Origin of the sequence: Lacipirellula limnantheis, from assembly GCF_007746075.1 — a bacterium.
Taxonomy (GTDB): Bacteria; Planctomycetota; Planctomycetia; order Pirellulales; family Lacipirellulaceae; genus Lacipirellula; species Lacipirellula limnantheis.
The window spans coordinates 4,264,730-4,278,862 of record NZ_CP036339.1; the positions used below are offsets into that span (position 1 = coordinate 4,264,730).

The 14,133-nt window shown below is 62.0% G+C and carries 12 protein-coding genes; 3 read left to right on the forward strand and 9 right to left on the reverse strand.

Annotated elements, in window-relative coordinates; genetic code table 11:
• Window positions 1-55: 55 nt before the first annotated feature.
• Window positions 56-487, reverse strand: a complete 432-nt coding sequence (gene arfB / locus I41_RS16410; RefSeq protein ID WP_145433997.1) for an alternative ribosome rescue aminoacyl-tRNA hydrolase ArfB — start codon at window positions 485-487, stop codon at window positions 56-58.
• A gap of 8 nt (window positions 488-495) precedes the next feature.
• A complete protein-coding gene (locus tag I41_RS16415) occupies window positions 496-1,320 on the reverse strand; it encodes a sugar phosphate isomerase/epimerase family protein (protein WP_168206956.1) in 825 nt (274 codons plus the stop codon).
• Window positions 1,321-1,828: 508 nt separating this feature from the next.
• On the opposite strand from I41_RS16415, the gene I41_RS16420 reads away from it, so the two are divergent.
• Window positions 1,829-2,464 (forward strand): response regulator, encoded by a 636-nt coding sequence (locus I41_RS16420; RefSeq protein ID WP_145433999.1) that lies wholly within the window; start codon window positions 1,829-1,831, stop codon window positions 2,462-2,464.
• A 22-nt stretch (window positions 2,465-2,486) separates the two neighbouring features.
• Here I41_RS16420 and I41_RS16425 read toward each other — a convergent pair whose 3' ends face one another.
• The 5 genes from I41_RS16425 to I41_RS16445 form a co-directional block, all read right to left on the reverse strand.
• Window positions 2,487-2,825 carry a P-II family nitrogen regulator gene (locus I41_RS16425; protein ID WP_145434000.1) on the reverse strand — a complete coding sequence of 113 codons (339 nt, stop codon included), beginning with the start codon at window positions 2,823-2,825 and terminating at the stop codon, window positions 2,487-2,489.
• A 334-nt stretch (window positions 2,826-3,159) separates the two neighbouring features.
• Window positions 3,160-3,498, reverse strand: coding sequence for a P-II family nitrogen regulator (locus tag I41_RS16430; RefSeq protein WP_145434001.1), 339 nt, complete (start codon window positions 3,496-3,498; stop codon window positions 3,160-3,162).
• Window positions 3,499-3,633: 135 nt separating this feature from the next.
• A complete protein-coding gene (locus tag I41_RS16435; protein WP_145434002.1) occupies window positions 3,634-5,175 on the reverse strand; it encodes an ammonium transporter in 1,542 nt (513 codons plus the stop codon).
• Window positions 5,176-5,566: 391 nt separating this feature from the next.
• The gene (locus I41_RS16440; protein ID WP_145434003.1) at window positions 5,567-5,905 is read right to left on the reverse strand and encodes a P-II family nitrogen regulator; all 339 of its coding nucleotides are present in this window, start codon (window positions 5,903-5,905) and stop codon (window positions 5,567-5,569) included.
• Window positions 5,906-6,055: 150 nt separating this feature from the next.
• Window positions 6,056-7,846, reverse strand: coding sequence for an ammonium transporter (locus tag I41_RS16445; RefSeq protein WP_145434004.1), 1,791 nt, complete (start codon window positions 7,844-7,846; stop codon window positions 6,056-6,058).
• A gap of 731 nt (window positions 7,847-8,577) precedes the next feature.
• Here I41_RS16445 and I41_RS16450 point away from each other — a divergent pair.
• Together I41_RS16450 and I41_RS16455 are read left to right on the forward strand one after the other, a co-directional pair.
• Window positions 8,578-9,255, forward strand: coding sequence for a hypothetical protein (locus I41_RS16450; RefSeq protein ID WP_145434005.1), 678 nt, complete (start codon window positions 8,578-8,580; stop codon window positions 9,253-9,255).
• 409 nt (window positions 9,256-9,664) lie between these two features.
• Window positions 9,665-11,449 carry an AAA family ATPase gene (locus tag I41_RS16455; protein ID WP_145434006.1) on the forward strand — a complete coding sequence of 595 codons (1,785 nt, stop codon included), beginning with the start codon at window positions 9,665-9,667 and terminating at the stop codon, window positions 11,447-11,449.
• A 74-nt stretch (window positions 11,450-11,523) separates the two neighbouring features.
• Here I41_RS16455 and I41_RS16460 read toward each other — a convergent pair whose 3' ends face one another.
• Both I41_RS16460 and I41_RS16465 read right to left on the reverse strand, forming a co-directional pair.
• Window positions 11,524-12,981 (reverse strand): coiled-coil domain-containing protein, encoded by a 1,458-nt coding sequence (locus I41_RS16460; RefSeq protein ID WP_145434007.1) that lies wholly within the window; start codon window positions 12,979-12,981, stop codon window positions 11,524-11,526.
• Between the two features lie 44 nt (window positions 12,982-13,025).
• On the reverse strand, window positions 13,026-14,072 hold the full coding sequence (locus tag I41_RS16465) for a DUF6384 family protein (RefSeq protein ID WP_145434008.1): 1,047 nt from the start codon (window positions 14,070-14,072) through the stop codon (window positions 13,026-13,028).
• Window positions 14,073-14,133: the final 61 nt, after the last annotated feature.

The following is a 14,133-nucleotide window of genomic DNA, read 5'->3' on the forward strand; positions in this document are numbered from 1 at the left end:
GCCGACGCTTTGACAGGGAGCCGAGCGCAGGCCGCCCTTCGCCTGCTAGCACCGTTCAATCGGCGTTGAAACCGCCGCGCCGTTGCTGCTTTTTCTGCGAGTTGCGCTGCTTCGACTCGATGCGCCGTTCGACGGCCCCGCGCGACGGCCGCGTCTTTACGCGTCGCGTGGGCGGCTTCGCCACTGAAAGAATCATCGCTCGCAGCCGCTCATAGCACGCCGTCAGATTCCGCGGCTGTTCGCGATGTTCGTCCGCCGCGATGACGATTTCGCCGTCGTTCGTGATGCGGCTCCCAAAGTGAGCCAGAAATCGCTGCCTCACGCCCTCTGGCAGGCTGGGCGAATCGACGACCCGCCAGCGCAGAATTGCCTTGGAGTTCACCTTGTTCACGTTCTGCCCGCCGGGCCCCGCGCTGCGCGCGTAAGAAATGCCAAGTTCGGCCGCGGGAATCGTGATGGCGGCATTCACAATCAGCGGGCGGGCCATCGGCGAACCTAACTCCGCTCGCCGCTAACGGGCGCCAGTACGCGCTCGAAGTATTCGAGCGACGCACTGAGAACTTCCTCGTACTGGCTCTCGTCGAGTTGGCTGCCGATTAACTCGACGTCAAAATCGCCCGTGTACCCCGCGTCGACGAGCCCGCGGACAATCTCGGCCAAATGCAGTCGTCCTTCGCCAAGAGGCCGGCGCGGTTGATCAATGGCGTGGGCCTCGGCGCGATCCGCCAAATGAACGACGCCGATGTGAGGCACAAGCTCGGCAAGGTTCGCCCGCACCGCCTCATCGTGACCGAAATGATAGGTGTCGAACACGAGCTTTAAGAACGGCGTCCGGTAACTCTCCACCAGCGCGACCGTTGATTCGACGTCGGTCAAAAACGTCCAATCCCCCGCACTCGCCGCATGCATCGGTTCGATCGCCAGCGCCACTTCGACGTCGGCCGCATAGTCGAGCAATTGATCGAGCGCGCCGCGAAGCAATCGCTCGGCCTGCCGGTAGATGTGAAAGTTTCGCCCGCCCGGATAAATCACCAGGCAACCGGCGCCGAGCGCTCCCGCCATACGAATGGCATGAATCGCGTCTTGGACGCTCTCCTCAGGCGTGCGTCCGCAACTCCCCGTGAACCCGCCGGCCCACAGCAGATTCGTGACCCGCAGCCCCGACTCGGCGATGAGATCGACGGCCGCTTCTTCGCCGTAGTCAGAAAGCTTTTGCCGCCACACGCCGATGCCTTCGTAGCCAGCCGCCGCGTACTGGCGAACGTCTTCTTCGAGCGGCCAACGAAACGTCGTCAGCTCATTCATCGACAGCGTGGGCATAACGCGCGATCTCGCAGAGAATCTTGCAAGGGACAAGGCGGACTCCATTCACGCGTCGTGCGGCGACGCGCTCACCATCTCGATGCCGTGCCGAGTATGCGTCATCGTCGCGCGCATGTAAAGCAGTTGACAAGATCAGTCGAGCGCGACCGCGCCGAAGCGCCGCGCGTGACCGCGACGCGGGCCGTAGCGAACGAGGCAATCGCCCGCGCGCGGGACTGGCGCGTCCGCCTGCTTCACGCCAGGACGTTCGCAGCTAGCGGCGCGGCTGGGCAAAGTCGCCCGAAAAACATCTGGACATGCGCCCCAAAATCCCTATTTCCCGCGAATTCTGTTGCCCGCGCCGTTGAACCTGATATCGTTTAGGAATCGAGCGGCAAGTGTCGGGGGACGCAGCCGCTCGCGGCGCTAGCCGCAATGAGCCGCTGGACATCGTCCAGCATCGACTCGGCATCCATTGTTCTGCACGTAGACCACGCGCTTCCGGCGGCGGAAGGCGTCTTGCGCGATGACAGTCCGCCTTCTTATCGCTGACGACCATGAGGTGATTCGCGCGGGATTGCGCAGTTTGCTGGCGGACATCCGAGACGTCGAGATCATTGGAGACGCCGCCGACGGCGAGGAGGCGATTCGCCTCGCGCGACGCTACCGCCCCGACGTAATCCTGCTCGACGTGAGAATGCCGGGCGTCGACGGCCTCGGCGTCTTGAGCCAGCTCCGCGCCGAACTGCCGGGCGGTTCCATCGTCATGTTCAGCTCGTACGACAATCCCACGTACATCGCGCGGGCCGTCGCCCTTGGCGCCGCCGGCTACCTGGTCAAAAACGCGTCACGCGACGAGATCGTCGCCGCCATCCGCCGCGCGGCCGCGGGAGACATGCTCTGGTCGCGCGAAGGTCTACGCCGCGTCGCAGGCGCTCTTTCGACGCCGCGCGCCGCGATCGACTTCGACGCGCCGCTCACCCGTCGCGAGAGCGAAGTCCTCCGTCAGCTCGCCCTGGGGCTCAGCAACAAGGAAATCGCCCAAGCGCTCGACATCAGCTACGAAACCGTCAAAGAGCACGTCCAGCACATCCTGCGCAAGCTCGGCGTCGCCGACCGAACGCAAGCCGCCGTCTGGGCGGTGCGCAAGGGCATTGCGTGACGTCTTGGCCGTCCTCTATCGGCTACAGCGCCGCCGACCCCGTCTCTCCCGTCCGCACGCGCACGACTTCCGTCAGGTCGGACAAAAAGATCTTCCCGTCGCCCACTTGCCCGGTCTTTGCCGCGCCGATAATCGCCGACACCGCCTTCGGCGCCAGCTCCGCCGCGACCGCGAGCTCGATCTTCACCTTCGGCACGAAATCGACGCGATACTCCGTGCCGCGATACGTTTCCGTATGCCCGCGCTGCCGCCCGAAGCCCCGCACTTCCGTCACTGTCATGCCGTGCAAGCCCACGCCGATGAGGGCTTCCTTCACGTCGTCCAGCTTATGGTGCCGTACAATCGCTTCGATCTTCTTCATCTGAGTCAACCTGCCATTTGCCTGGGCGCCGACGGCCGTCAACGAACGCCGCCAATGGTAAAGCGACGCCGTCCGCCGCACGTCACCGAAAATTATACCCGCGTCACCCAATTTGGGCTCGCCCGATGATTTGCGTCCAGTAACCCGACCATGTCGGCGTCTCAGCGGCTACAAATGCAGGAAACGAGCTTTCCCCCGCGTCACTAGACATTGTTCTCGGAACAAAAGCGGCGACTCCGACGCCGTTCATCACCGGCAACGAAAAAAGGGATGACGCCCGCGATTTGGAATCGCGAACGCATCCCTCTTGTTAGCGGTTCGATCGCTGATCAGTCTAAATCGCGGCGGCGCCCGTTTCGCCGGTGCGCACCCGCACGACTTCGGCCAGGTTGGTGACGAAGATCTTACCGTCGCCCACCTGGCCCGTCTTGGCGGCCCCGACGATCGCCGACAACGCCTTGTCGGCCACGTCGTCGCCGACGACCACCTCGATCTTCACCTTCGGCACGAAGTCGACCTTGTACTCGGTGCCGCGGTAGGTCTCGGTGTGACCCCGCTGCCGGCCGAACCCGCGCACCTCGCTGACCGTCATCCCTTGAAGCCCAACGGCAATCAAGGCTTCTTTCACCTCGTCGACCTTATGGTGACGAACAATGGCTTCGATTTTTTTCATCGTGAGATGTCCCTAACAAGAGAACATGTGGTTTGTCGGAAATAGTTGCGAGTTTCGAGTTGCGAGCCTTTGAGAGGTGAATGGCGCTGACGCCTTTTTCCCAACTCGAAACTCACTTCTCGCTTCTCATAACTCCTAGGCGAAAATGTAACCCTCTTCGCCATGCTCGGTCACATCGAGCCCGCGCATTTCGCCCTCTTCGCTCACGCGCAATCCCATCACGGCGTCGAGAACTTTGAGAATGATGAACGTCGCCACAATGCTGAAGACCCAAGTCACCAGCACCGCCACGATCTGGCCGATAAACACGCGGCTTTCGCCTTCGACCAAACCCAGCTTGTTGACGCCGTCGATGTTCCAGCAGTTCCGCGTCGCGAAAACGCCCGTCAGCACGGCGCCCAGCGTCCCTCCGACGCCGTGAACGCCGAACGCATCGAGCGAGTCGTCATATCCCATATGCGCCTTCAGCTTGCTGCACGCCAGGGCACACACAATCCCGGCGAGAAAGCCCATCGCCAGGGCCGGCATCGGTTGGACAAACCCCGCCGCGGGAGTGATGCAGACCAGTCCTGCCACAGCCCCCGACGCGGCGCCCAGGACGCTCGGCTTGCCGTTGTGCATCCATTCGTAGACGCACCAGCCCAAGAGTCCCGCCGCCGCCGAAAAATGCGTCACGGCAAATGCGCTGCTGGCGAGGTGATCGCTCAACAATTCGCTGCCGGCGTTGAATCCAAACCACCCGACCCACAACATCGCGGCGCCGAGCACCGTGTACGTCAGGTTGTGAGGCCGCATATCCTCGTGGCCAAATCCCTTCCGCTTGCCAATCAGGATCGCGCACAACAGCGCCGAGATTCCCGAACTGATATGGACGACCGTGCCGCCCGCAAAGTCGAGCGCCCCGCCAGCCAGCGCCACCGACTTGCCCGCCTCAATGTTTTCTGTCGTCGTGAAGGCGAGCAGACCCCCGTCCCACACCCAGTGGCACAGCGGGCAGTAGACGAACGTGCCCCACAGAATCGAGAAAGCGACCATCGTGCTGAACTTCATCCGTTCAGCGAACGCCCCGCAGATTAGCGCCGGCGTAATGATGAAGAACATTCCCTGGAACAGCACGTGGCAGTACATCGGAATCGGCACGCCGAACACGTCGTACATCGGCTCGGTCGGCACGCCGGCCGCTTCGTCCCAGCCCCGCTGCACCCCTTGCATGAAGAGGTACTCGCCGTTGCCGATGAATCGTCCCGAGCCGCCGAACGCCAGGCTGTAGCCGTAAATCGCCCACAGCACCGTCATCAGGCCCATCAGGAAGATGCACTGCATCATCACGCCTAGCACATTCTTTTTCCGGACGAGGCCGCCATAGAACATCGCCAAGCCCGGGGCCGTCATGAACAACACCAGCGCGCTGCTAGTGAGCATCCAGCCGGTATTGCCGGCCAGCCGCCCCTGCTCGGCGACCTTGGCGACGTCCTCTAAGGTCAGCGGCGCCGCCTCAGCGGACTCTTCGGCCGGCGTCTCGACCCGCTCGGCGTCCGCCGCCTCGTCGAGCGCTACCCCCTCCTGCGCCCAACTTGGCGAAGCCGCCAGCGCGCCCAGCAGCGCGACTCCCAGCAACCAACAACCCATCCAGCACCCGCCGGAAACCGAGGGCGCACCACTGCACAAGATCCTCATCGCTGATATCTCCACCTGTCGAGAAAAAGAATCAATTTCATTCCGCCAACAAGAAATCGAAACGCACTCCGCAAAGCTCAGCGAAGTCGTGCGGCAAGAATCGCCGGCATCATAGCGCACGCGACTAACGCTTCACAGTAGCGCGTGCAAAAAAAAGAAACCGCCGCCTTGGTTGAAAACGTTCACGCTAACAATTAAACCACGGAGGCACGGTGAGCACAGAGAAGTGCGTGACAATCGACTTTCTCCGTGCTCCCAGTGCCTCCGTGGTGAATGTCTTTCAGAGTGAATCCGCCTCCCGAATACAAGAAGGGGCGCCCGCAATTTCAAATCGCGAACGCCCCTCCCGGCAACTCACTACGCAGTTTGTGCTGCGGCTGCAGACGCCTTCTTACAGCGCCGCCGGACCGCTTTCGCCGGTCCGCACGCGGACCACTTCGGCCAGTTCGGTGACGAAGATCTTTCCATCGCCGACTTGGCCCGTCTTCGCGGCGCCGACGATCGCCGACAACGCCTTGTCGGCGATGTCGTCGTTCACGGCGATTTCAATCTTCACCTTCGGCACGAAATCGACGGTGTACTCCGTCCCGCGGTAGGTTTCCGTATGCCCCCGCTGCCGGCCGAAGCCCCGCACCTCAGATACAGTCATGCCTGTCAGCCCGACGCCGACCAAGGCCTCCTTCACTTCGTCGACCTTATGGTGGCGAACGATCGCTTCAATTTTTTTCATGTGTAGCCTCTCGGCCCTAGACGAATCGAGTGGATTAAGTCGCTGGATAAGGCGACTCGGGCGGCGACGTCCGCCGCCCAAGTCGTTCCGAATCCTTTTCGTCCCACCAGAGACGATGCGAATTCAACGTTTCCAGGACGTTCAACAACCTTAAACATGGGGAGCCGGCATAAAGTCCGGATACCCCGTGGCGCCCATCTCGGCCATGTCTAAGCCTTCCTTCTCGACGTCGGCAGGCACTCGCATCGGCGTAATCAGGTTGCTGATCTTAAACAGGATGAAGGACGCTACTGCTCCGAACACCAGCACGGTGACGGCGCTAAGGGCTTGTGCCATGAATTGGGAGGAGTCACCGTAAAAAAGTCCTCGGACGCCGTCAGTCAGCACGCCGTCAGAATCGAGGGTCGAATCCCACTTCTCCCGTACGACGCCGTTCCAACCCATGCCGTACTTGCCGTTGGCGAACAGTCCCAGCGACAAGACGCCCCAGATGCCGTTGACGCCATGCACCGAGATGGCGCCGACCGGATCGTCAATTCCCATCTTGTCCCAAAAGATGACGCTGATCACCACCAGCACGCCGGCGATGGCGCCGATGAGTACCGCAGCCCAGCTATCGATGAACGCACAAGGAGCCGTGACGGCCACCAAGCCCGCCAACATGCCATTGCAGATCATCGACGGGTCCGGCTTCATGCCGCGGAGCATCATGTAGAACATGCAGGAAATCGCACCGGCCACGCTGGCGAGCATCGTGTTGACGACCACGGTCGCTAGTCGCAAATCAGTGCCCGACAACGTCGATCCGGCGTTAAACCCAAACCAGCCGAACGCCAGGATAAACGTCCCCGCGACGACCATCGGGATGTTGTGCCCCGGAATGGCTCGTGGTTTGCCGTCGACGTACTTGCCGATGCGCGGGCCAATCAAAATCCCGCCGACCAACGCGATGATGCCGCCCATCGAATGGACGACCCCCGATCCGGCAAAGTCGACTGCTCCGTGGCCCAGCCCCCAATTCTTACCTGCCTGCGCGAGCCAACCGCCGCCCCACACCCAGTGGGCGTAAATACAGTACGGAAGCGCGATCCAGAGGCCAAATAAGATGAAGTTTTTCCAAGCCCACCTCTCCGCCAAAGTACCGGTCGGTATGGTGGCGGTGGTGTCCATAAACACCATCATGAAGAAGAACAACGTCATGATGCTGACGTCATCCAAGTTGTTCAGGAAGAAGCCTTCCGTGCCGATGATGCCGAACGACTTCGCGTCGTCTCCCTCGCCAGTCGTGATCGAGAACCCGCTGTCGAGCGCAACGGTGCCCGGGCCGATCGGAGAGTACCACCCCGGCGCGACCGGAGCGTTCCACCAGTTGCCCCAGCCAATGCCGAAGCCGTAGACCCAAAACGCGAGACAACCGAGCGGATAAATCATCAGATTCATCGCCGAGGTGTGCGCCGAATTCTTCGCGCGGCACAACCCGGTCTCGACCATCATGAAGCCAGCCTGCATGAACATCACCAAGCAGCCGGCAATAATCACCCACAAGACGTTAATCGAAAATAAGTTGTGGGCGATGCGATCGTAGAGCTTATCAGGAGTCATTTCAGCCGGCGCACCGTCGCCCACCGGGCCAGCGCCAGGAGTCGTCCAGTAACCAGCGGCGCCGCCGCCCGCATCGGGCCAGGCGCCCCCTTCGGCGGCAGGAGCCAGGTACGTCGGCGCCGGGGCCGCCTCTTCCTCTACCACGACGGCCGCTTCCTCTTCGACCACTTCCGCAGGGGCCTCGGCCGGCGCCTCAGCCTCCTCGGCAGTTTCGGCGGCGGCTTCTTGAGCCCAAACGGTCGGCGCCGTCGACGCCGTCAAAGAAAAGACCAACAGCAGGGACAACAACCCCCACCATGGCCCGCGTAGCTTGGGGGACCAGTGGCTCGTACAACCCATTGCGACACTCCCGCAGAACAGAGGAAAGGATGCTCGTTCCAGCGACTGCGCTGGAGATAAACGGAGCCGAACCCTCGGCGGAGAGCCCAACGGCTTTTCCCGGCGCGGCGAAGTGCGCTCAACGTAGAACAAGGCGACTTGGAGAGCTTTCCCGACGACGCAGCCGCGCCGCTCCCTAAGTAACGCAAGGTCCCCTTCGAGAGTCCGCCTGGACGCTTTTCGAGGTCTCTGTCGGCACGATCCCTGCCGACATATTTTCGACGCGTACGGTGATAGCAACGACCGTGCCACGTCCCTGCACGCACGTATCTAGCAAGTCGCAACTCGTTGATGCGTAAGGAATAAACCACTCTCAGATTGTGTGGAGCCGCGCCATCTAGCGAAGGCGGTGCCCCATCCCTAGGCACGCCCTGCGCAGCTTCTGCTCAAAACCATTGAGCCGCTGCGCAAATGAGTTGTCGTCCCCGTCAGCGGCTCTCAAACACGCTCTGAAATTCCCCAAAACCAGATACAGAAATTGGCCACCCAACCCGCTATTGTGAACAACCGAACAGTACGAGCAGGCAGGGGTTCATCGGCAAAAAAACAATGCCTGAATCCACCCCCAGAAACACACGAGCATCCAGCATCCAAGCCCTGACGCCTGACGCCTGACGCCTGACGCCTGACGCCTAACAACTGACAACTGACAACTGACAACTGACAACTGACAACTGACAAGGAACCAATTCATGTCCAACCCCGGTCGCCCAAGAATCCTCGACGACAAGAAACGCTGCGAGGTCATCACGCTCCTCGGAGTCGGCTTAGGCCTCCAAGAAGCCGCTCGTTATGTCGGCTGCTCCGTCGATACACTCCGCCGCGAGATGCAGCGGAACGAAGAGTTCCGCGACGAAGCTCGCACTGCGGAAGTCCGTGCCCAAATTGGCGCCGTCCGCAGCTTACGCGAAGCCGCTGCCACCCATTGGCGAGCCGCCGCCTGGTACCTGGAACGGACCAACCCGCGCCGTTTCTCTCGCCCCAGCCTGCGAACCTTTCGCCCTGATGAGATCGAAGCAGTCTTCAGCGACGTCATTGCGGCTGCTGCCGAGGAGATCGAGGACTTCGAGCTACGCGATCGCGTCTGCCGTCGTCTCACCATTGCCGGCTGCCGCGCCGCCCGCGCCCTGGAGTCAGATTCGGCCCGCCGCGTCGACCCGCGGTCGGTGATTCCCGTTCGCAAATCGGCGGCCGATCTGTTCTTCGAGCAATTCGAGGAAGAACAACGGCGTGCCTGGGAAAAGAGCGCGACCATTCGGCAAAACTTGCAGGCGAAGCCGCAGGCCTCGACTCCGACTGGCCAGTCGCCCAGTCCGACGACGCCTGCTACGCCGTCGAGCGACCGACCGATTCCCAGGCAGGCGGCATAACCTGCGCCGCTTCGCCAAGTTCGCTGAGGTTTTGCGACTTTTGAGTCCTTCCATCGGTCAGCGAAAAACGCAAAATTCACCCCCAACTAACTAACGCAAATCATCCAACAACGACTGTTTTTACCGATTCGATTGAACCGTTACGCACAGCGCCAGGGCAGTATTTTGCCGCACGTTAATGGGGCCCCCCGCAGTACAACGCAAAAGCAAAACCCCGGGAAGGCGAGCATCCAGCAACTGACGCGACCGCCTGTCGCCCGGTCGCCTATCGCAACCTCAAAGCCAAAAACAAGTTAAGAGTCGTGTCGCCCAAAACGAAAATGGCGACACTCACGACAACGCGACACAAGGACGTCACCAGCAACCAGCAACTGACAACCAAACGCCGGCAACCCTATAATCACGCTCCATGTCAACCTTCGACTTTCCAGACCTCCCGTCGCAGTTCCGCCAGTTGCTCGGCAAATGTCGGGACCTCTACGTCTCCAGCGGCGAACTGGCGGCGCACGACAATCCGCAGCAACTCGAAGCGACGTCGGGCCCTTTTGTCCAGCTAATGGACGACCTCCACGGCGCCCTCCTGGTCAAGGTGTTCGTCAGCGTCTGCCAGTGCGACCGCCGCTGGAGCAAGAACGAGAAGTTTCTGGCCGAGGTTCTCGTCTTCCATCTCTGGGACAAGTGGCTCGAAGGCGACGCGCTGCGCGACGCCTTGATCGAGATGTCACAGAAAGCGACCGAACTGAAGTGGTACGCCCTGGTCCGTCCATTCGACCAGATCCCCGTCCTTCGCAATCGCGTCGGCGAGCTCGAAGCGCTCGTCGTCCGCCTCGCCAACCTCGTCGCCCGCGCTGATGGCCCGATCCAGGAAGTCGAAGCGGCTCAGATCAAATCGATTCAGGACGAACTGAGTCGCCACCTCCGCGCGATCCCCATCGACGAACCGAGCGAACACGCCGCCGCCGATCAGGCCGGCCCTCAGGCTATCGAGAAAATCTTCGACGCCCCCGCGCTCCCCCCCATCACCGCGCCGCGCGACCGCGGCGATTCCCCAGCACCCACCCTCGACCCCAAGCTAGCCGCGACGCGCGAGCGGAGCGCGCCCCCATCCCCCAATAAATCCAAACTCCCAAGCGCCCCCGCCAGCGGCGATCCCCCCATCACTCCCGAGAAGACGCCAGCCGAGCGGCTCGCCGAAACCATGGCCGAGCTCGATCGCCTCATCGGCCTCGGCGAGATCAAGGAAGAGGTCCGCACGCTCGCCAACTTCCTCAAGGTCCAAGCCAAGCGGACCGAAGCGGGCCTCCCCACGACCGAGCTTAGCCTCCACATGGTCTTTAACGGCAACCCTGGCACCGGCAAGACGACGGTCGCCCGGATTGTCGGCTCGATCTTTGGCGCGATGGGCATCCTCAAGAAGGGTCATCTGATCGAGACCGACCGCAGCGGCCTTGTCGCCGAATACGCCGGGCAGACCGGCCCCAAGAGCCACAAGAAGATTGACGAAGCTCTCGATGGCGTCCTGTTCATCGACGAAGCCTACACGCTCGTCGCTGCCGAAAGCGAAGACCCCTACGGAAACGAAGCCGTGCAGACGCTGCTGAAGCGGATGGAAGACGACCGCGAACGGCTCGTGGTGATCTTGGCCGGCTATCCCGACGAAATGGCAACGCTGCTGCAATCGAACCCGGGCCTGTCGTCTCGATTCAGCCGGCAACTGGAGTTCGTGGACTACACGCCGCTGGAACTCGCCAGCATTTTCGGCGTGATGTGCGACAAGAGCCAGTATCGCGTCTGCTCGGCGACGCGGGCCAAAACCATCGTCGGGCTCAGTTATCTCCACGCCAATCGCGATCGGCACTTCGGCAACGGGCGCACCTCGCGCAATTTGTTCGAGCTCGCCATTCGGCGCCAGGCGAACCGCATCGCCGAGATCGCCGACTTGTCGATCGAACAACTCTCGACGCTGCTGCCGGAAGACGTCGAGTTCGAAGACGCCCCGCCCGCAGCCTTGGCCCCGCTCGCCGACGAGAACCTGCGATTCCGCATCGAGTGCCCCAAGTGCGAACACGACAAAGACGTGCCGCCCAAGTTTCTCGGCGAACAAGTCCGTTGCCCCAAGTGCAATGAGGAATTCAACGCCGCGTGGGGAGAGATTGCAGAAGCGAAGAAGGCAGAGAACGCAAATGACGAATGACGAAACCAGAATGACGAATGGGGATCGCTTGCGTCTTATCATTTGTCATTCGTCATTCGGATTTCGTCATTCCCCTAGAATCCCCGCCCGTTCGTAAATCCGCGATTGGGAAACCGCGGCCGTCCCATCGCTTGCCGAGACTGCTGCCGCATCGGGGCGCGGCGCTCCATCCCGCGATTCGCGCTATGCTGCAGCGCCGCGCCGGCGACCTCGGCCAGCACCTTCAGCAGCACCAGCGACACGTCGCCAGCTGTCGCCCCGCCGAACTGCGGCCCCTGCTGCTCATGCCACGCCGGCGCGAATCGCTGGGTCTGTTGCAGCGCCGCCCATGCCTGCTGCGCCGACAGTCGTCCGGCGACGAACTGCTCGACCAGGTCCTCGGGGTTCAGCTGGAGCGAAAACATCGACCGCTGCGAGTCGAACTCCGCCTGCCGGAATCGTTGCAGCAGCTCTTGCAGTCCATTGAATCGCTCGTCCCAGGCCGCGCGAGCCCGACCCAACTCGGCCCCGCGCCCCTCCGCTGCATCGAGTTGACTGCCAATCTGTGCTACTTGGGACACGATCGCATCATCGTCGCGCTGGGGCGTACTTTGCGAGTGCCTCTCCAATCGCGACTCCGGCAGCTTCTCGAGGAACGCCTTCATCCGGCCGATGGCGCGCTCGTAGAATTCATTCTGTTGCCCTTCCAATTGGGAAATCTGCTGCTGCAGCTGCTGCACTTCGTTCTGTGCGGCCGCCGCCGCTGCAACCAGCCGGTCGCGCTCGACCCCCAATCGCTGACCGACGCGCAGCACCTCGGTCAGGCCGACTTCGTCGGTCACGCGGTCTTCGATCGCCTCAACCTGCTGCATGAGCTCGTTGAAACGGTCACGCCGCCGCGACACCTCTTGCTTCATCAGGTCGGGGGTTGTCCGCAAAAACTCATATCCGCGCCGCGCCGTTTCGAACTCGATCAGCTTCGCGACCCAGCGGTCAAGCCGCCGCGTCAACGCTCCTGCGCGATAACTTCCGGTCGCGTAGCCGGAATCATAGAGATACTTGAACAGCCGACTCTGCTCGTACGACGGCAATTTCGCTTTGGCCTCGGATTGGATCTCCGCGACGCGCACCTCGTTGCGATTGAGCTCCTGTTCCGCAACGAGCGCCTGCTGCGACAACTTGGTGAACTCCTCCGTCCCGTGCAGCCGCTGGGCGACCACGGCTTCCAGCCGCTCGCGCTCGGCTACTTTGTCGTTCAATTCGTCGGTCACGCGATCAAGTTCAGCGTCTTGATGTTCGACCTCGCGCCTCGCGGCGGAAGTTCGGTCCTGCAGTTCCAGTTGCCGCTGCTGTTTCTGCGAGAGCAAATCGAGCAACTCGCTTCGCACCTCGACGAACGACCCTTGAATCGTCTCCGGCTTGAGATCAGGAAGGTAGTGCTGCGCCAACTCGATGAGCGTCTCGCTTCGTCGAGCGATCAACTCGTTCATCTGGGCATCGAGTTCGCGAATCCCGTCCGCATGAACGCTCAGGCGCTGACGTACCTGCTCCACGGCCCTTTCCAGGACACGTCCCACCTCGCGCCCAGATCGTAAGTTCACTCCCATGAGGTGATCTGCCCTCGTCGTTCAATCGGCTGGTCGTCATCTCCCCGCAGCTCGACCTTGAACTCCCGAGAGCCGCGCGGCTTCGCGCCGAACGTCCGCTCGTCGAGCACGCCGTCCTTCTGCTTGTCGCGAGCCAGTCGATCGAACACTTTCTTCGGCACTTGCTCTCCCCAGCGGCTGACGACTTCAGTCTTATCCGTTTCGCGGTTCCGAATCGGCACTTTCACCGGATTCCCCCGTTCGTCGACTGCGTCAACAAACACAAAGTACCCTGAGGTGCGCGTTCCGTCGTCGTCCGTCCAAAGACGTTCGGTAGCTGATTGCTCGCTCGGTGCATTGACGATCAGCACGGCGTATTGGCGCTCCAACTCAGCCTGCAGGGCTCGGAGCTCATTCGTCGCCGCCGCGAGTTTCTTGCCGTCGCGCTGCTGGTGCGCGGCGGCGGCGATCGCAGCCAGACGCTGCGACTCTGCCGTCGCCGCCGGCTCAGTACTGATTCGTTCGATGGCCTCGGCCACGTGCTCGGATTCGATCAATTGCCGATCGAGGTCGGCCTGCATCTGCTCGGTGAGATGCCGATTGCGGGCCTCGCCCGGCAACACGCCCGCGACGAGCAGTCCCCAGATGAGGGCCGCCGCTCCGGCAAGCGCGACAACCGCCGCGGTGAGGTGCTTGCGGAGCACCCAACAATGGGCGAGGAATTTGGAGGAGCTCGCCGGCGGGTCGCGGAATTGATGAAGCCGATCGTAGTACTGCTCGACCGCCGCGTCGACTTCCGCGTCAGTGACGGGATCGCCGCTCACCGAGGCCGCTTCCAGGAGTCGTTCGCGCAGCTTCGCCTTGATCTCATCGATATTGAGCTGCTGCTCGATCAGCGCCCGCTCTTTGCGGAGCGCCGAAGCGACGTCCATAATCCGCGACATCTCGGCCAGCGTCAGCCGCTGGCCGCCGGGCAGGCCATCGGTGCTGGCCGCGGCATCGCTCGGCGATTCAGGCTGTTGCGTTGCTTGCGAATTGGCCACGGTAACCTTGCTCACGCGTCTCGATGGAGTGCAATAGTCAGAGGATTTGCCGGCTGTTTCCGACCGGTTGGCAAAA